Below are 16,557 nucleotides of genomic sequence, written 5' to 3'. Positions count from 1 at the left end.
AGGAGGAAAAAGATTGAAATCGGAGTATGTAATTGAAACACAACGACTAACAAAGCAATACGATGGAAAAGCTGGATGCCGCAACATCACGCTTCAGGTACCTCGCGGAGTCGTTTTTGGCTTTCTTGGCCCGAATGGTGCTGGAAAAAGTACATTTGTTCGAACTTTGCTCGGCCTGCTTATTCCAACAAGCGGGAAAGGAACCATTCTCGGCGCTCCTATTGGAAGCATCGAATCAAGAAAGCGAGTCGGTTATCTTCCAGAATTATTCCGCTATCCTGAATGGCTAACAGGTCGCCAACTGTTAGAAACCCACGCAGACTTATGCGGCCTTTCACGCACAGAACGCAAAACACGAATCCCATACCTGTTGGAGCGAGTAGGGCTGCATGGACGTGGAGATGAAAAAATTCGGAGCTACTCCAAAGGCATGCAGCAGCGTATCGGCCTGGCCTGTGCCCTTCTCTCTGACCCGGAGGTTGTTTTTCTCGATGAGCCAACATCAGCACTTGATCCCATTGGCCGCCGTGAAGTCCGTGAACTAATGGATGAATTACGTAACGAAGGCAAAACGGTTTTCTTGAACAGCCACCTGCTCAGTGAAGTAGAAAGCGTATGTGACCATGTGGCCATTATTCATAAAAGTGAACTTGTTGTTCAAGGGGACTGGCGCAAGTTGTCCGCTGTGAAACCCCAAGTGGATATGACAATCGGGCCAGCTCCCTCAGCGATATGGGATGAACTGTCCCCCTTTATTATCCAGAAAGAATGCACTGGTTTTACAGACGAAGGGCGTACCCACTGGCTGCTTACACTGAAACAGGAAGAGAATATTCCTGTTATGATTCGTCATCTGAGCGACAAAGGAATTGCAATTTACCAAGCAACTCCCCGTCAGCCGCATCTCGAAGATGTATTTATGTATTGGGTGAACAAAAAGGAGGCGCAAACAGCTCATGTGGACAATCGCGAAACTAACATGTAAAGAAATTTTATACAAACGAATTTTTTATATTACCGTACTCATGTCGCTTGCGTTTCTCCTGTTTTACGGAATAGCTACCTATTTTGCGGCCCAGGAAGCGACAGCAAAAGCAGGACGAGTGATAAATTCGCCTGACTTCGTAATAGTAGAAACATTTTTCGCAACGCAAATTCTCGGGATCGGTTTATATTTCGCTACATTTATCACAGCGTTGCTCGCCATTTTGAGCAGCGTGGGCAGCATCGCCAGCGAAATCGAAAGCCATCAGATTGATACGCTGCTCGCCAGGCCTATTTCCCGGCGTACCGTCATTTGCGGCAAATTCATCGGGTTAAGTCTCTTGCTTGCTGGATATGCTGCTTGCTTGTTTCTTGGGATTCTACTCATTAACCAGTTGATTGGTGGTGACATACTCCGCGTCGAAATTACGTTTTCACAAGCTATTAAAGCACTGGGAATCTTCATCGTGCAGCCACTCATTCTTGTCGCTGTAGCTCTTTTGTGCAGTAGTATGATGACGACAGTAAACGGCGGAATTGTTCTTATTATTCTATATGGAATTAGCTTTATCGGTGGATTTGTAGAGCAGCTAGGCGTTCTCATGGAGAAAACAGCAATGATGAATATCGGAATCATCTCCAGCCTACTTTTCCCAATGGACTCTCTCTTCCGCAAAATGACGATCTACTTGTTTGACACAGCAGACAATCCACTATCTTTCGCTGCCCAGGGTTTATTCGGCAGCCTGTCTGCCCCGAGCAATATTATGCTGGCATACACTGCACTATATGGTATCGCAGCCCTTCTTCTGGCAATACGCAAGTTTACAGCCCGAGATCTATAAAAAATTGTATTTTGTTCATAAAACCATAGAAAGAGCTGAAAAAGGAGCCAGCTTTATAAATGTAGCTGGCTCCTTGATTTATCAAACTTCGATGCATTTTTCTTTCTCGCTTACGCACAGCCGCCGCAGCCGTCGCTGATGCCTTCTGGCCTGGCCTTCGGGTATCCGGTGTCGTTGTACAGCGGATCACCGCCGGTAGATACGATAATATTTTCGGACACTTTATTGGCAATAACGCTCGTAACCATTTGCAACAACTCATTAATGTCCTGCTGCGTTTGCTTAAATTCCTGGACAATCGGAATTGTGTCCAGTTCATCCTGTAACGCGTCGATTTCTTTTTCGATTTCCGGGATTTGATCGTACTGGCGGCTGTGCTCCAGCTTAACAATGCGCTTTTGCTTCTGTTTAATTTGCATAATTAATCCCTGCACCCGTCCGTTGGCGCTGATTTTTTTCTCCGCCTGCTTAAACCGCTCGACTTCTTCTGAGTTTGCAATGAGCGCAGCCAGTTCTTTTGCCGACTCAATAATGGACGAGTAGTCATACGTACGTTCCTGTTTCTCTTCCATCAGCACGCTACACCTCTACTTTGGTGACGACCTCACCGTATAATGTCCAAGTTTGTGGCTCTGTTATTTTAACATGAATCAACTGTCCGATACAGTCTTCAGTTCCTTTAAAATGGACAATTTTGTTTGTACGCGTGCGGCCAGTCATCATATCTGGATTGTTTTTGCTTGGGCCTTCTACCAATACTTCTACAACTTTGCCGCGGAGCGCTTCATTTTTCTCCCGTCCGATGCGCTGTACCAGATTAATCAAGCGTTGCAAACGCTCTTTCTTTTCTTCTTCGCTTACGTTGTCTTCCATGCCTGCGGCTGGTGTGCCATGACGCGGCGAATAAATAAACGTGTAGGCGGAATCAAATCCAACTTCTTCCACAAGCGACAGCGTATCCTCAAACTGCTCTTCTGTTTCGCCCGGGAAGCCGACGATAATGTCCGTCGTCAGCACAACGTCCGGAATCGCTTCTTTGATTTTGCGCACAAGTTCGAGGTATTGTTCACGCGTATATTTACGTGCCATCTTTTTTAGAATTTCATTATTGCCGGATTGCACGGGCAGGTGAATATGTTCTACAAGATTGCCGCGCTTGGCAAGCACTTCGATCAGGTGGTCATCAAAGTCACGTGGATGGCTTGTCGTAAAACGAATACGCGGCACGTCGATTTTGCGCACTTCATCCATCAAGTCGCCAAAACCAAACTCAATATCCGTAAAATCCTTGCCGTAGGCGTTTACGTTTTGACCAAGGAGATAGATTTCCTTGTAGCCCTGGCGCGCCAGATCCCGTACTTCCGCAATCACGTCTTCCGGACGGCGGCTGCGCTCTTTTCCGCGCGTATACGGCACGATACAGTACGTACAGAACTTATCACAGCCATACATGATATTTACCCATGCGCGTAAGCCTTCTTTGCGGACTTTCGGCAAATTCTCTACAACGTCGCCCTCTTTGGACCACACTTCAACGACCATTTCCTTGTTAAAGAATGCGTCACGCAAAAGCACCGGCAGGCGGTGAATATTGTGCGTACCAAAAATAAGATCGACATGCTGGAAGTTTTTCAGGATGCGGTTCACAACCGCTTCCTCCTGTGACATACAGCCGCACACGCCAAGAATAAGCTCAGGCTTTTCCTTCTTCAATGGCTTCAGACGGCCCAGCTCACCAAATACTTTATCTTCCGCATTTTCGCGAACTGCACAAGTATTGTACAGGATAATGTCCGCTTCCTTCTCATCTTCCGTCGGTGTAAAGCTCATTGCCTGAAGCAGGCCGATAATTGTCTCTGTGTCATGTTCGTTGGCCTGGCATCCGTACGTGCGAATGAGAAACATGCGGCCTTTCCCCAGATCTTTTAGGTCATCTGGAATGCCTTCGAATTGATTGTAGGCGATTCCGTTTTTCGTCCGTTTTTTCGCTTCTTTCAAACTCGGCGGCGTACCGATGAAATATTTGCTGTAATCCTTCTCCTTCTTGGTGGATTTTAAGTCCACGGAAGAAGATGCATTGTTTTTTACTTCTTGTGTCATAATAACCTCCGTAAAAAATAATGATTTAATATTGATACGACTAGAATTATACATAACTAACAGCATAAAAACAAAGGAAAAGTCAAGTAATTAATTATAAAATAAAAATCCTTTACATACAAAGGAAGGTTTAGCCAACATGGTTTTTATAACGACCATAACGCCTCCTGGCCCGTAAATGACGAAACCCATTTGCCATAAAAAACAGGCGGGTGAGCGAAAAGTAGGTCCTCCGCTTATCCGCCTGTTCCCTTTTTCCTATCCTTGTGCGCTTATGTGTACCATGATTTCGCTTCCTTCGACACAGAATGGAATGCTGATAAACTTATGCACAGAACGGAATTTGCTTTCCCCTTCGTTGATAATCGGCGGCGTAATATTAACGCTGTAACCGTTATTCGCCAATTCTGTACAACATGCCGCACCTACCCAGTTCCCAAATTCAGAAAACGCGCTCCATCCCATTTCGTCGATTTCATTTATTTCTATACCACCAAACATCCGTCCAATGATGGAACAAACCATTTTTTGCGTCATTCCAAGGATCAAATCCACTTTCAACGATCCAGTCATTCCGACGATGACAGATATCTGGCCAGAAAAGATCGGATTCACCTGCAAAGAAGGTTTGCCAGGTACAACTTGCATTCCCAAATGATTTTCCAGCACGCTTCGCGTCCCACAAAGAATCGCGTTCACTTGATCTGCTTGCATGCTTCTCCATCCCCCATATATCTCATGTAATGTGTACAAAATGTGTAGCCGTTCTTCCCATTTACGAAACATACTTTTTGTAAATACAAAAGAAAGAACAATCCATCTCCCGCCTATAGAAAAAGGGGGCTTCTCGCTACTTATGTTAAAAAGCCTTTCATCACATCATGCGTATCAATGAAACGCCATCCACAATTAAAATCAGCTTATTTATTCTGCTTTTTTTTACATAGCGAGATAATTCTTTACTAGGCAATTATACCCATTTGTAAAATAACTTTCAACAAAAAAGATGAGGAAGTTCCTAGAAAAAAATACAAATCATACTTTTTTACCTATAAAATTCGCAAATAAGCGTTGAAAATATTAACATCTATGTCCCTCTTTATGACGGATATACTACAATTACGCCCCGAAAAAACCTGGAGGTGACCAAAATGCCGAATCATCATGACATTTTTCGCAACAAACGGGACTTTGCACGAGCTGAATTCGCAACGGAACTGTATAAGCCGCCCGGAAAACCACGCGCTCGAGAAGCTCACACACAGCAACATCAACCCACACCGCATAACGCCGGCTTCAAAAATGTCAAAGTCCCCTTCCAACGAAAAGCTGGTCTGCCAGGGAACCGGGCATAAAATAAATGAGGGATACGCGTTTGCGTACCCCTCTTTGCACTCATTTTTTTTCAATGGCTAAAATATATGGTGGCTGATTCTCCGGGTTTATGTATTCATATTTGAGAACAAGAAATTCTCGCGCTGGCAATTTGCGTACATACGCTTCCAAGACGGCTGCTTCCTCTTCTCCGCCCGCGTGACCGCGATATACAACCAACAGTACGATGCCACCGGATACAAGGCGGGACAACGCCGCCTGAACAGCCTGTAACGTTGAATCAGCGCGCGTAATGATCGTTTTATTAGAACCAGGGAGATACCCTAGGTTGAAAATGACGGCTTGTAACGGAGCGGCAAGCGCTGAGATCTCGGTGTGGGAAGCATGATGCAGAACAACGCAGTCGCTCATGCCCGCTTTCTCCAAGCGCGCGGCAGTCGCTTGAATGGCGGCTTCCTGAATATCGTAGGCGTGTACCATACCTGTCTCTCCAACTAGCCCGGCTAAAAACAGCGTGTCATGCCCGTTGCCGGCCGTTGCATCGACAACCGTATCCCCCGCCTTTACACGCTCAGCCAAAAGACGGTGCGCCATCTCCGTAATACGCGGCAAGCGCGCGCGGTTATGCGCCTCCATCGTGTTCATATCTCAATCACCTGCCCGATTTCGGCAAGCTGCCAGCAGCCGGAATACCTTCCTGCCGCCGCGTCGTCCTCATACTTCTTCCGTGGGATGTCAGGCGACAAATGCGTAAGTAGCAATTGTTTGGCCCGAATGCGCTCCGCCATCTGTGCTGCTTCCCGGGCAGAAAGATGGGCACGCTTTCCCCGTGGCACATATTCCGTTGTAAACGTACTTTCGCAAATAAACAAATCGCAATCCACCGCAAAGATGTCCCAATTTGTGCCTGGCCCGGTGTCAGCCCCGTATACAATCGTCTTCCTCCCATCCGTTATTTTCATCGCATAACACATGATCGGATGATCGGTGCGTAAAAACGAAATCTCAACGCCGGCCAGATGCAGCACACTATTCTCCATTACCGTGTGTAGAACTGTATACTGGTGATATGTCATCTTATGCGCCCAATCCTGCGGCTCGGCCGGACCGTATACCGGAAACGTACCATTTCGCTTGCCAAAAATGGAGGCCATCATAACGCCGTACTGCAAAATCGGCATATCGCAAATATGATCATGATGATAATGAGAAAGCACAACCGCAGACAATTCCTCTATCCGAATATGCTTCATCAATTGTGCGTACACACCGCTTCCGCAATCAATTAATAGCTTTCCTGCCGCTGTTTCCAGCAGATACCCAGGGGTCGCTCCGCCCGGACCTGGGGCCGGTGACTCAAAGCCTAATACCGTAAGCCTCATTCTTTGCCCATCCTTTCGTTTTTCTCCTGCACACTTATGATAACAAAAGCAGACAACGCATTGCCAATTCCATGTTTTTTTGTGCAACAGAGATAAAAAAAAAGCACCGAGCGCCATACGGCAGTCGGTGCTTGATTTCGCTTATGATTACATAAACTCGCTGACAAGCTTTTGGAATTTCGCTTCGTCGATTTTGAGTTCCTGTTTCGCAAGACCTTCTTCGCGGAAGCCAGGTACCAGCGCTTCATACGATTCACGTTCCGTGTTTTGGTAAATCAGACCATTTACCAGACCGTCTGTTTCCATAAGCACACGCATTGCGGCAATGCGGTCATGCGGATCGTAACCTTCGATATCGCTCAGGTTTTTCACATGCTCTTTGAACCAATCGTACGTGTTGATTTTGTTGAATGTTACGCATGGGCTAAATACGTTGATCAGCGCAAAGCCTTTATGCTTAATACCTTGTTCGATTAAGCTGGTCATACCTTTCAGATCGCTGGACATTGTTTGTGCCACGAATGTCGCGCCGGATGCAAGCGCCAGTTCCAGCGGCTTCATTGCAGGCTCGATAGAGCCTTTTGGCGTGGATTTCGTCACAAATCCTTCAGCCGAACGAGGAGAGGTTTGACCTTTCGTCAGGCCATAGATTTGGTTATCCATTACGATATACGTAATGTCCATATTACGGCGGATCGCATGAATCGTATGGCTCATTCCGATCGCAAAACCATCGCCGTCACCACCGGCAGCGATAACCGTCAATTCGCGGTTGGCCATTTTCAGTCCCTGCGCGATCGGAAGCGCACGCCCGTGAATACCGTGCACGCCGTATGCATTGATATAACCGGAAATACGTCCGGAACATCCGATACCGGAAATAACTGCAAGATTCTCAGGTTCGAGCCCTACGTTGGCCGCAGCACGTTGAATCGCCGCCTGTACGGAGAAATCTCCGCATCCCGGACACCAGTTAGGTTTAACGCTATTGCGGAAATCTTTAAATGTTGCCATCTTACAACAGCTCCTTGCATTTATTGTAGATTTCGCCAGGCAGGAACGGATTGCCGTCATACTTCAGAATGCTGTTAATCTTCTCGGCCATTCCCACATGCAGTTTGAGCTGGTCAGCTAATTGACCGGTTGCGTTGTGCTCGATAACAATTACTTTCTTCGCTTTCTCCACCAATTTCTTCATCTCAGCCACTGGGAACGGATGGATAAGACGAACATGGGCATAATTAATTTTTACGCCTTCAGCCGCGAGGCGTTCTTTCGCTTCCATAACGGCACCGCGCGTACCGCCCATCGCCACCAGCAACACATCAGCTTCTTCGTGCTGTACGTCTTTGTATACTGGCGTATCTACTTTCAGGTTTTTCAGCTTACGGAGACGCTTATCCATTTGCTTCATACGAAGTACCGGATCTTCCGTTGGACGTCCTGTGTCGGTATGCTCAACGCCCGTTACGTGGTGAATACCGTTTTTCTGTCCCGGAATTACGCGCGGCGAAATGCCGTCTTCCGTTACCTCATAGCGCTTAAAAAGTTCGCCTTCCTGCTCTGGAATGTCTTGTCCGCCGAGAAACTTACCGCGGCGAATTTCCACACGATTCAAATCAAGCGGCTCAACTGTTTGCTTACCAAGAGATAGTTGCAAATCGGAAAGCACGATGACCGGCACCTGATATTCTTCAGCAATATTGAATGCTTCCACTGTATCATAGAACGCTTCTTCCGCCGTGCTCGGCGCAATTACAACTTTCGGAATTTCGCCGTGTGTGTTATAAATCATCGCGTTTACATCGGACTGTTCTTGCTTGGTCGGCATACCTGTGGACGGGCCACCACGTTGCGTATTCACGATAACAAGCGGTGTTTCCGTAATACCGGCCAGACCAATCGCTTCCGCCATCAGGGAAAGACCAGGACCGGCGGAGGCTGTCATCGCACGTACACCGCCGTAGTTGGCGCCAATCGCCATTGTTACAGCAGCGATCTCGTCTTCGGTTTGAATAACCGTACCACCGAATTCAGGCAGCTTCTTAACCAAGTATTCCATAATTTCTGATGCTGGAGTAATCGGATAGGCCGGCATAAAACGACAGCCTGCCACAAGTGCGCCAAGCGCAATGGCGTCGTTACCGATCATGAACATGCGCTTTTTGCCGTCAGCAGCTTCTAGGCGCAGATCTTCAATCGGACCGCCCGCTTCTTTATCTACAAACTCGGCACCACGCTTAATGGCTTCCATGTTTTTCTCTACAACTTTTTGACCTTTTTTGCCGAACAGTTCATCCACCACTTCAGTGAACGATTCTACCGGCAGACCTAACAGGGCGCTGGAAGCTCCGATGGCTACCATGTTTTTCATTAGAGACGTTCCGAGTTCTTCGGCAATCTCAGTGAAAGGTACAGAGAATAGACGAACATCCATTCCTTCAGGCGCTTTCGGGTTAAACTTGGAATCGCCAATAATCACGCCGCCTTTGCGAAGCTCAGGGCTGTTAACGTCGATCGTTTCCTGGTCGAACGCAACCAAAATATCGAGCTTGTCAGAAATTCCTCCTAGAGGCTTTGTGCTTACGCGAATTTTATTATTGGTGTGACCACCTTTGATGCGGGAAGAGAAATGGCGGTACCCATACAAGTAATACCCGAGACGATTGAGCGCAATCGCAAAAATCTCGCCCGTACTGTCAATCCCTTCACCTTGTTGTCCTCCAACTTTCCAAGAAAGTTGACTAATCATGAACTCCACCCCTTCAAGACGATAAATCGATCTTTTCAGCTGAAAAGTGTATCATTTTTTAAACAGATACACTAAGTGTTGAGCCCTTTTCCACTGGTCAGGTCATTACTGTATGTATCTATTTAAAAAATATGAACAAATTGTGTACTTCAAACTTTTATCATTGTAGTCCTCTCTCATGTAAATTTCAACCCTTCCTTAAAGATTTATTCTAACAAAATTAACTTTCCCTTTCCCTAATATGAAAAAACATAAAAAAAAATCAAATAAAAAAACGAAATTCTGTCTTTTTCTCCGCTTAACACCCTTTTCGGCAATGCTAAAACACGATCCTCTCCTTCGGAAATATTTTAAAGCAACATATCCTTTCCTATACGACGAAAAAAAGCCTGCTTATTCTAATGAATAAACAGGCACAGCTAATAGAAGACCGGTGTGGTTATTCAACTATCTAGGTTCGACGATTAATTTAATCGCGGTTCGTTCTTCGCCTTCTATCATAATATCGGTGAAGGCGGGGATGCAGATTAAGTCAACACCACTCGGTGCTACAAACCCTCTTGCGATCGCTACGGCTTTAATTGCTTGGTTAAGTGCACCCGCTCCGATGGCTTGAAGCTCAGCTGCGCCGCGTTCGCGCAGAACACCGGCCAGGGCACCAGCGACAGAATTAGGGTTGGACTTTGCTGAAACTTTTAATACCTCCATCTCAAGTACCTCCTTAGATAGATTGATAATTACCACAATTACTCTATTCGGCGAAGGTACAAATCATTCCTGTTCCTTACTATTTTGGGAGAAAAAAATACGAAAATTCAAAACCAACTACTCCATGAACGGGTGAGCTTCGTCAATCATAATCCGCTGAATAGAGATCGCACGACCGGTGTTTTTTTCCATATCAATAATTACCCCGTTTAATTGCGCTTTAACCATGGCCACTTCAAATCGTACGGGCAAACCAGTCAAAAATTTCTTCAGCACCGCTTCGCGCTCCATTCCCAAAATACTATCGCGCGGACCAACCATCCCGACATCGGTCAAATACGCCGTACCCCCAGGAAGAATTCTTTCATCCGCGGTCTGTACATGCGTATGGGTTCCAACCACAGCGCTTACTTTACCATTCAGAAACCAGCCCATCGCTTGTTTCTCCGACGTCGCCTCTGCGTGGAAATCGACGAAAATATATGGTGTGCGTTTCCGCACCTGTTCCACGATTTGTTCGGCTGTGCGGAACGGGCAATCGGACGGAGGCAAAAACGTACGCCCCTGCAAATTAATTACCGCAAGTTCTCCTCCCGCCGCGCCTTTCAAGAATGTGACGCCGCGTCCGGGCGCGCCAGGCGCATAGTTTGCCGGTCGCACAATGCGCGGTTCATCATCAATAAACTCGAACACTTCCTTGTTGTCAAATGAATGGTTGCCAAGCGTAATGACGCCGGCCCCCCACTCGTAAAACTCGTTTGCAATTTTCGGTGTAATGCCTCGCCCTGATGCCGCGTTTTCTCCATTTACTATCGTAAAATGCGGATTGTATTTATTTTTCAAGCGCGGCAACATTTCCTGAAGCATCTTGCGGCCAGGAGCCCCCACCACATCACCGATAAACAACAATCTCATGTAGTCTCTCCTTTCATGGGCCGATGCAAACAAAAGCTTCTGCCGATCGCTCGGAGAAGCTTTTGTCTCTTATTTTGCATATTCAACTGCCCGGGTTTCCCGAATAACCGTAACTTTAATGTGTCCCGGGTAGTCGAGCTCGCTTTCAATTTTCTTAGTAATGTTGCGCGCCAACCGATGCGCTTCCAAATCATCGATTTGCTCCGGCTTCACCATAATGCGGACTTCGCGTCCTGCCTGAATCGCATACGATTTTTCCACGCCTTCAAACGACTCGGAAATTTCTTCAAGTTTCTCTAGACGACGAATATACGTCTCAAGTGTTTCGCGGCGCGCCCCTGGACGAGCGGCGGACAAAGCGTCTGCCGCGGCCACCAGCATCGCAATAACCGATGTTGGTTCGCAATCCCCATGGTGTGAGGCAATTCCGTTAATAACAACAGGATGTTCTTTATACTTTTTCGCTAATTCGACCCCAATTTCAACATGTGAACCTTCGACTTCATGATCGATCGCCTTGCCGATATCATGCAGAAGACCGGCTCGCTTCGCCAGCGTCTGGTCTTCGCCTAGTTCCGCAGCCATCAAGCCGCACAAATGGGCAACTTCAATGGAATGTTTCAGCACGTTCTGTCCATAACTTGTACGGTACTTCAAACGGCCCAGAATTTTGATAAGGTCAGGATGAAGCCCGTGAATCCCCGTCTCAAACGTCGCTTGCTCGCCGTACTCACGGATACGTTCATCCACTTCACGGCGCGCTTTCTCCACCATTTCTTCAATGCGCGCAGGATGGATGCGTCCATCTGCCACAAGCTTCTCCAGTGCGGTTCGCGCAATTTCACGACGAACGGGATCAAAACCCGATAAGATAACAGCTTCCGGAGTATCATCAATAATCAAGTCGATACCCGTAAGCGTCTCCAAAGCGCGTATATTTCGTCCCTCTCGACCGATAATGCGGCCTTTCATTTCATCGTTTGGTAGCGAGACAACCGAAACGGTCGTTTCAGCCACATGATCCGCAGCACAACGCTGAATTGCGGTGGTGATAATTTCGCGCGCTTTCTTGTCCGCTTCTTCCCGCGCCTGCTGTTCAATGTCTTTAGCCATCATGGCCGCTTCATGACGCACTTCCTGTTCTACCTGCTGCAGGATAATTTCGCGCGCTTCTTCGCGTGTCAGATTGGACACACGTTCCAGTTCTATTACCTGAGCTTGCAGATACTCTTCCGCTTTGGCGTGCATTTCATTAACCGCCTGCTCACGGCGCTCAATCTCCGCTTCTTTCCGTTCATAAAGCTCCATTTTCCGGTCAAGCGATTCCTCTTTTTGCAACACGCGCTTCTCAAGGCGCTGGATCTCGTTCCGTCTTTCACGTAAGTCTTTCTCGGCATCCGTTCGCAGTTTGTGAACTTCGTCCTTCGCTTCAAGCACTTTTTCCTTTTTCAGTGCTTCCGCTTCTTTTTCGGCTTGGTCTACAATTTGGCGGGCGGCTTCTTCCGCGCTTGAAATCTTCGCCTCCGCCAACGATTTACGAACAAAATAACCAATTCCCGCTCCGACCACCAGAGATGCAAGTGCAATGAGAATTGCAGGTACTAAGTTCATCTTTCTGTCACCTCCTTGCATCTGAGGTCTTTTGTCTTGTTACAATTGTAGCAAGTACCGATTTAGTTAAAAAACGAGATCGCTTCCCAATCTCTCCGCTGTAAAACATATGTGTATATTCCAAATCGAGGCTAGCGAAAAAATAGAGGACCACGATAAAGAAGAATATACAAATTTATTTTGCCATCATACCGCAAGAATGTCAAGAATGAGCAATTGATGTTATCTTTCTCTCTCTAGCCGCTCATTCTTCAGCTTTTCAAGCGTTTTTGCGATAATGTCGAGCGGAAACCCCTTACGCTGAAGAAAAGGACCAATTTTATTCCGCATTTCCGTATACGATGCAAAATGCTGGCGAGCATATTTTTTCCGCGCGACTTCCAGACAAGCAGACTCCTCCACGTCCTGTTCCATATTATGAAAAGCTTCCTCTATCAGACGCGCGTCGACACCACGCCTTTGCAGTTCTTGCCGAAGCAGATGACGTCCCCGAGGCTTAAGCCGCATTCGCTCTTCAACCCACTGTTGGGCGTACCGCGCATCATCCAAATACTTCATTTGAATAAAGCCCTGTACTACTTCCTCAACCACTTCACGTGGAAAGCCTCCCGCTAGCAAATGCTGCCGGACTTCTTCCGTCGTGCGTGGCCTGTGGCTGATATATCGTAAACCATACTGCTCGGCCCTGTTCTTTTCTTCGGCCTCCAACACATCTCTCATCTCCGCCTCGTCCAGCTCACACCCTTTATTTAGCCGGTACTTGATCAGAACGTCTTCATGGATAGCAAATGCATATTCTCCATTCAAATACACATTGATCCGGTGCCGGTTCTTTTTTTGGCGTTCCAGCCGTGTAATAACGGCCACCTTCCGTACCTCTTCATTCATCGTATTCGCGCAGGAGATCCCTACCTCTATAGGTGGGGAAGGAATAGGCTTCGGACAAGAACAAGTTCCTGCCTGTTCCGTTGTCCGATATTCCCCCCTGCCCCTCCTTTCTGTGATAGAATCAAGCTAAGAGAAAACCAGTGGGTAGCAACTTGCTACTAAAGGCACTCTTTTATTCTTTAACGACCGAAACAAAGCAGCATATGCTTTCCCATACCATGAGAAAAAAAAGAAAGTTTAAAAGCTTTACACAAATAAAGCAATTAAACTTTCTTTCGTTTTAAATAGAGACATGCGTCACCTATTCGAAATCCAGTACAAACTCTTCGTCCTTGTTGTCTTCTTCCGCAGTTGGCAAGGATACGCTCTGGTTCAATTCAAAATGATCGCGAATTTTCATCTCAATAGCGTGCGCAATATCCGGATTGTCCTTAAGGAATTGTTTAGCGTTCTCCCGGCCTTGACCGAGTCGTTCATCATTGTAGGAGTACCAAGCCCCGCTCTTGCTGACAATATCCAGCTCAGTTCCAATATCAAGCAAACTTCCTTCGCGAGAAATTCCCTCGCCATACATAATATCCACTTCGCACGTTTTGAACGGCGGCGCCACTTTATTTTTCACGACTTTAATTTTCGTGCGGTTCCCTACCATGTCGTTCCCCTGTTTCAGTGTTTCAACACGGCGGACATCAAGCCGCACGCTCGAATAGAATTTTAGAGCGCGTCCGCCCGGTGTTGTCTCCGGGTTACCAAACATAACGCCCACTTTCTCACGGAGCTGATTGATAAAAATAGCAATCGTTTTCGATTTATTAATTGCGCCAGCTAATTTGCGCAATGCCTGAGACATCAGGCGAGCCTGCAAACCGACATGTGAATCTCCCATCTCGCCTTCGATTTCCGCTTTCGGAACAAGCGCGGCGACAGAGTCTACGACAATGATGTCGATTGCACCGGAGCGCACGAGCGCTTCCGCAATCTCCAGCGCCTGCTCTCCCGTATCCGGCTGAGACAGAAGCAATTCGTCGATATTTACGCCCAACTTGCGCGCATATACCGGATCAAGTGCGTGCTCCGCATCAATGAAGGCGGCGGTGCCGCCCGTTTTCTGCACTTCAGCGATGGCGTGTAGTGCAACCGTCGTCTTACCGGAAGACTCCGGACCGTATATCTCAATAATGCGACCGCGTGGGTATCCACCGATACCGAGCGCAATATCAAGCGCAATTGAACCGCTTGATACAGTGGCAACTTGCTGTGTCGCAGCCATTTCTCCTAATTTCATTACCGAACCTTTGCCAAATTGTTTTTCAATTTGGCGCAGGGCCATATCTAAAGCAGCTTTGCGATCGGACAAAGCCATCGCTCCCTTCGTTCATATTTATATCAATTCTACTGATAAGCATCCTATCAACGTAATTTATTTTACCTCTTTTTTAGATGTTTGCCAAGCATTTTTTACGAACACTCATTCGCTTCACAAGTTTATTTTGAATTTATTTCCATATATTTGTTAACTAAAAAATTAAAAAGGTTGACAATTGATAGGAATTGCTTTTACTCTGACAATAACACGGTTCTTCGTCCATTTCCTTTGATGTTTCGACATACATACCGTGGTGAAACATTTTTCTAAAAAATGATTACATGAAGGAGGAATGCAACTATGAAACAAAAAACAGGTCTTCCAACAACAGGCCTCATCCTCGCTGCCATGTTCGCGGCGCTTACCGCCATCGGTGCATTCATCAAAATTCCCGTGCCGGTCGTCCCGTTTACGTTGCAAATTCTGTTTGTCTACTTTGCCGGCTCACTGCTTGGTAGCCGTCTCGGGCTGATCAGCCAACTCGTATATCTGGCCGTTGGATTGGCCGGAGCACCCGTATTTACCGAAGGCGGCGGACTCGGATATGTGCTGAAGCCTACGTTCGGTTACCTTGTTGGATTTGCTATTGCCGCCTATACAATTGGGCATTTTGTCGAAAAAAAAACGAACCCGAATCTGCGTGATTTCATCCTTGCCCATTTCGCCGGGCTATTCATCGTATACATGATGGGGACAGCCTATCTCTACATTGCCATGAACATAATTGCAGGCAAAACGTTCACGCTCTGGCAAACGTTTCTCTACGGATTCCTGCTGGCAGTGCCTGGCGATCTTTTACTCTGTATCATAGCCTCCATTATTGCTGTCAAAGTATATAAACAAATCGCTCCGCTAAAAGGACGTTTTACTTGGACGGTGAAAGCATGAAACAGGGGCTTTCGTTTTTCGTCACCGGAACAGATACGGGAGTTGGCAAAACAATGGTTACAGGCTGCCTGACAGCTTTTTTATCCATGTGCGGATACGACGCGGTGCCTTACAAGCCAATCCAAAGCGGAGGCGTGCAGGGCGATGGAGGACTTGTTGCGGAAGATGTGACGTTTTACCGTTCGCTTCATTCTCTCCCGTATGAACAGAATACGCTCTGTACGTACTGTATGGAGCCCGCCGTCTCGCCCCATCTTGCGGCCCGCCAAACCGGAACACGCATTAATCCGGGGCACATCGCTCAGCAATTGTCTACCTTAAGGAAAAAGCATGATGTTGTACTGGTGGAAGGCGCAGGCGGGCTTGCAGTACCCATTATGGAAGAGAAGCAAGAGGTGTACATGACCGCGGATTTGATTCGCGACCTCCGGCTACCCCTGCTGATTGTGACGCATCCGGGTCTTGGTACTATTAACCATACGATATTAACCGTTGAGTATGCCCGGGCCTGCCGCATCCCGATCCTCGGCTTGCTTGTAAACCGTATGCCGGACAATCCAAGCGAAATGATGCAAGATAATGTGCGAATCATAAGCAGCCTCACGAACCTGCCCGTGCTCGGTATGCTGCCTGACATAACGGACTTTAAGCCTGAGCGGATACGTGAACGACTTCCTGAAATCGGGCGCAGCTTGCGTCTTACGTTGCTGCTTGAACGTCTGAGACGGGCAGAAATAATAGTATCGCAATCATCACAATAGGAGGGATAATTGTGCAGAAAAA

Annotated in this window: 17 protein-coding genes; 5 read left to right on the top strand and 12 right to left on the bottom strand. The window is 47.1% G+C overall.

All coding sequences use genetic code 11. From position 1 onward, the window contains the following. The first annotated feature begins 13 nt into the window (after window positions 1-13). Window positions 14-985, top strand: a complete 972-nt coding sequence (locus K3F53_RS06985; RefSeq protein WP_057899225.1) for an ABC transporter ATP-binding protein — start codon at window positions 14-16, stop codon at window positions 983-985. Then, window positions 957-1,829 (top strand): ABC transporter permease, encoded by an 873-nt coding sequence (locus K3F53_RS06980; RefSeq protein ID WP_057900358.1) that lies wholly within the window; start codon window positions 957-959, stop codon window positions 1,827-1,829. The genes K3F53_RS06985 and K3F53_RS06980 overlap by 29 nt, the downstream gene beginning before the upstream one ends. Before the next feature lie 110 nt (window positions 1,830-1,939). On the opposite strand, the gene K3F53_RS06975 is transcribed toward K3F53_RS06980, so the two are convergent. From K3F53_RS06975 to K3F53_RS06965, 3 genes are all read right to left on the bottom strand, one after another. Beyond that, window positions 1,940-2,401: a YlbF/YmcA family competence regulator gene (locus tag K3F53_RS06975; protein ID WP_091260538.1), complete on the bottom strand. Its 462-nt coding sequence runs from the start codon at window positions 2,399-2,401 to the stop codon at window positions 1,940-1,942. A gap of 7 nt (window positions 2,402-2,408) precedes the next feature. Then, window positions 2,409-3,929, bottom strand: coding sequence for a tRNA (N6-isopentenyl adenosine(37)-C2)-methylthiotransferase MiaB (miaB, locus tag K3F53_RS06970; protein ID WP_091260517.1), 1,521 nt, complete (start codon window positions 3,927-3,929; stop codon window positions 2,409-2,411). Window positions 3,930-4,187: 258 nt separating this feature from the next. Then, window positions 4,188-4,643, bottom strand: coding sequence for a chemotaxis protein CheX (locus K3F53_RS06965; RefSeq protein WP_057899226.1), 456 nt, complete (start codon window positions 4,641-4,643; stop codon window positions 4,188-4,190). A gap of 437 nt (window positions 4,644-5,080) precedes the next feature. On the opposite strand from K3F53_RS06965, the gene K3F53_RS06960 reads away from it, so the two are divergent. Next, window positions 5,081-5,284 (top strand): hypothetical protein, encoded by a 204-nt coding sequence (locus tag K3F53_RS06960; protein WP_057899227.1) that lies wholly within the window; start codon window positions 5,081-5,083, stop codon window positions 5,282-5,284. Window positions 5,285-5,324: 40 nt separating this feature from the next. Here K3F53_RS06960 and K3F53_RS06955 read toward each other — a convergent pair whose 3' ends face one another. The 9 genes from K3F53_RS06955 to recA all read right to left on the bottom strand — a co-directional run bounded on the left by K3F53_RS06955 (window position 5,325) and on the right by recA (window position 14,877). Beyond that, window positions 5,325-5,909, bottom strand: a complete 585-nt coding sequence (locus K3F53_RS06955) for a tRNA 5-(aminomethyl)-2-thiouridylate-methyltransferase MnmM (protein WP_236781878.1) — start codon at window positions 5,907-5,909, stop codon at window positions 5,325-5,327. After that, a complete protein-coding gene (locus K3F53_RS06950) occupies window positions 5,906-6,646 on the bottom strand; it encodes an MBL fold metallo-hydrolase (RefSeq protein ID WP_057899228.1) in 741 nt (246 codons plus the stop codon). Before K3F53_RS06950 ends, K3F53_RS06955 begins: the two co-directional genes overlap by 4 nt. 147 nt (window positions 6,647-6,793) lie before the next feature. Beyond that, window positions 6,794-7,660, bottom strand: a complete 867-nt coding sequence (locus tag K3F53_RS06945) for a 2-oxoacid:ferredoxin oxidoreductase subunit beta (protein ID WP_057899229.1) — start codon at window positions 7,658-7,660, stop codon at window positions 6,794-6,796. Between the two features lies 1 nt (window position 7,661). Next, window positions 7,662-9,398, bottom strand: coding sequence for a 2-oxoacid:acceptor oxidoreductase subunit alpha (locus K3F53_RS06940; RefSeq protein WP_057899230.1), 1,737 nt, complete (start codon window positions 9,396-9,398; stop codon window positions 7,662-7,664). Between the two features lie 447 nt (window positions 9,399-9,845). Further along, complete coding sequence (locus K3F53_RS06935; RefSeq protein WP_057899231.1) at window positions 9,846-10,106, bottom strand: stage V sporulation protein S; 261 nt, start codon at window positions 10,104-10,106, stop codon at window positions 9,846-9,848. A gap of 117 nt (window positions 10,107-10,223) precedes the next feature. Further along, the gene (locus K3F53_RS06930; protein WP_057899232.1) at window positions 10,224-11,021 is read right to left on the bottom strand and encodes a TIGR00282 family metallophosphoesterase; all 798 of its coding nucleotides are present in this window, start codon (window positions 11,019-11,021) and stop codon (window positions 10,224-10,226) included. 69 nt (window positions 11,022-11,090) lie between these two features. After that, window positions 11,091-12,632 (bottom strand): ribonuclease Y, encoded by a 1,542-nt coding sequence (gene rny / locus K3F53_RS06925; protein ID WP_057899233.1) that lies wholly within the window; start codon window positions 12,630-12,632, stop codon window positions 11,091-11,093. A 222-nt stretch (window positions 12,633-12,854) separates the two neighbouring features. Beyond that, on the bottom strand, window positions 12,855-13,499 hold the full coding sequence (locus K3F53_RS06920; RefSeq protein ID WP_057899234.1) for a RecX family transcriptional regulator: 645 nt from the start codon (window positions 13,497-13,499) through the stop codon (window positions 12,855-12,857). A 322-nt stretch (window positions 13,500-13,821) separates the two neighbouring features. Then, window positions 13,822-14,877: a recombinase RecA gene (recA, locus tag K3F53_RS06915; RefSeq protein WP_057899235.1), complete on the bottom strand. Its 1,056-nt coding sequence runs from the start codon at window positions 14,875-14,877 to the stop codon at window positions 13,822-13,824. Between the two features lie 309 nt (window positions 14,878-15,186). On the opposite strand from recA, the gene K3F53_RS06910 reads away from it, so the two are divergent. Next, complete coding sequence (locus tag K3F53_RS06910) at window positions 15,187-15,774, top strand: biotin transporter BioY (RefSeq protein ID WP_057899236.1); 588 nt, start codon at window positions 15,187-15,189, stop codon at window positions 15,772-15,774. After that, on the top strand, window positions 15,756-16,535 hold the full coding sequence (bioD, locus tag K3F53_RS06905; protein WP_091260523.1) for a dethiobiotin synthase: 780 nt from the start codon (window positions 15,756-15,758) through the stop codon (window positions 16,533-16,535). Before K3F53_RS06910 ends, bioD begins: the two co-directional genes overlap by 19 nt. The last annotated feature ends 22 nt before the right edge of the window (window positions 16,536-16,557 follow it).

Origin of the sequence: Aneurinibacillus thermoaerophilus (genome assembly GCF_019603355.1) — a bacterium.
GTDB classification, from domain to species: Bacteria; Bacillota; Bacilli; order Aneurinibacillales; family Aneurinibacillaceae; genus Aneurinibacillus; species Aneurinibacillus thermoaerophilus.
This window is presented reverse-complemented; position numbering and strand designations above follow the sequence as displayed.

Coding starts and splice junctions, on each gene's coding strand:
- K3F53_RS06980 (WP_057900358.1), top strand. CDS start 957: ATGTGGACAATCGCGAAACTAACATGTAAAGAAATTTTATACAAACGA.
- K3F53_RS06975 (WP_091260538.1), bottom strand. CDS start 2,401: ATGGAAGAGAAACAGGAACGTACGTATGACTACTCGTCCATTATTGAG.
- miaB (WP_091260517.1), bottom strand. CDS start 3,929: ATGACACAAGAAGTAAAAAACAATGCATCTTCTTCCGTGGACTTAAAA.
- K3F53_RS06965 (WP_057899226.1), bottom strand. CDS start 4,643: ATGCAAGCAGATCAAGTGAACGCGATTCTTTGTGGGACGCGAAGCGTG.
- K3F53_RS06960 (WP_057899227.1), top strand. CDS start 5,081: ATGCCGAATCATCATGACATTTTTCGCAACAAACGGGACTTTGCACGA.
- K3F53_RS06955 (WP_236781878.1), bottom strand. CDS start 5,909: ATGAACACGATGGAGGCGCATAACCGCGCGCGCTTGCCGCGTATTACG.
- K3F53_RS06950 (WP_057899228.1), bottom strand. CDS start 6,646: ATGAGGCTTACGGTATTAGGCTTTGAGTCACCGGCCCCAGGTCCGGGC.
- K3F53_RS06945 (WP_057899229.1), bottom strand. CDS start 7,660: ATGGCAACATTTAAAGATTTCCGCAATAGCGTTAAACCTAACTGGTGT.
- K3F53_RS06940 (WP_057899230.1), bottom strand. CDS start 9,398: ATGATTAGTCAACTTTCTTGGAAAGTTGGAGGACAACAAGGTGAAGGG.
- K3F53_RS06935 (WP_057899231.1), bottom strand. CDS start 10,106: ATGGAGGTATTAAAAGTTTCAGCAAAGTCCAACCCTAATTCTGTCGCT.
- K3F53_RS06930 (WP_057899232.1), bottom strand. CDS start 11,021: ATGAGATTGTTGTTTATCGGTGATGTGGTGGGGGCTCCTGGCCGCAAG.
- rny (WP_057899233.1), bottom strand. CDS start 12,632: ATGAACTTAGTACCTGCAATTCTCATTGCACTTGCATCTCTGGTGGTC.
- K3F53_RS06910 (WP_057899236.1), top strand. CDS start 15,187: ATGAAACAAAAAACAGGTCTTCCAACAACAGGCCTCATCCTCGCTGCC.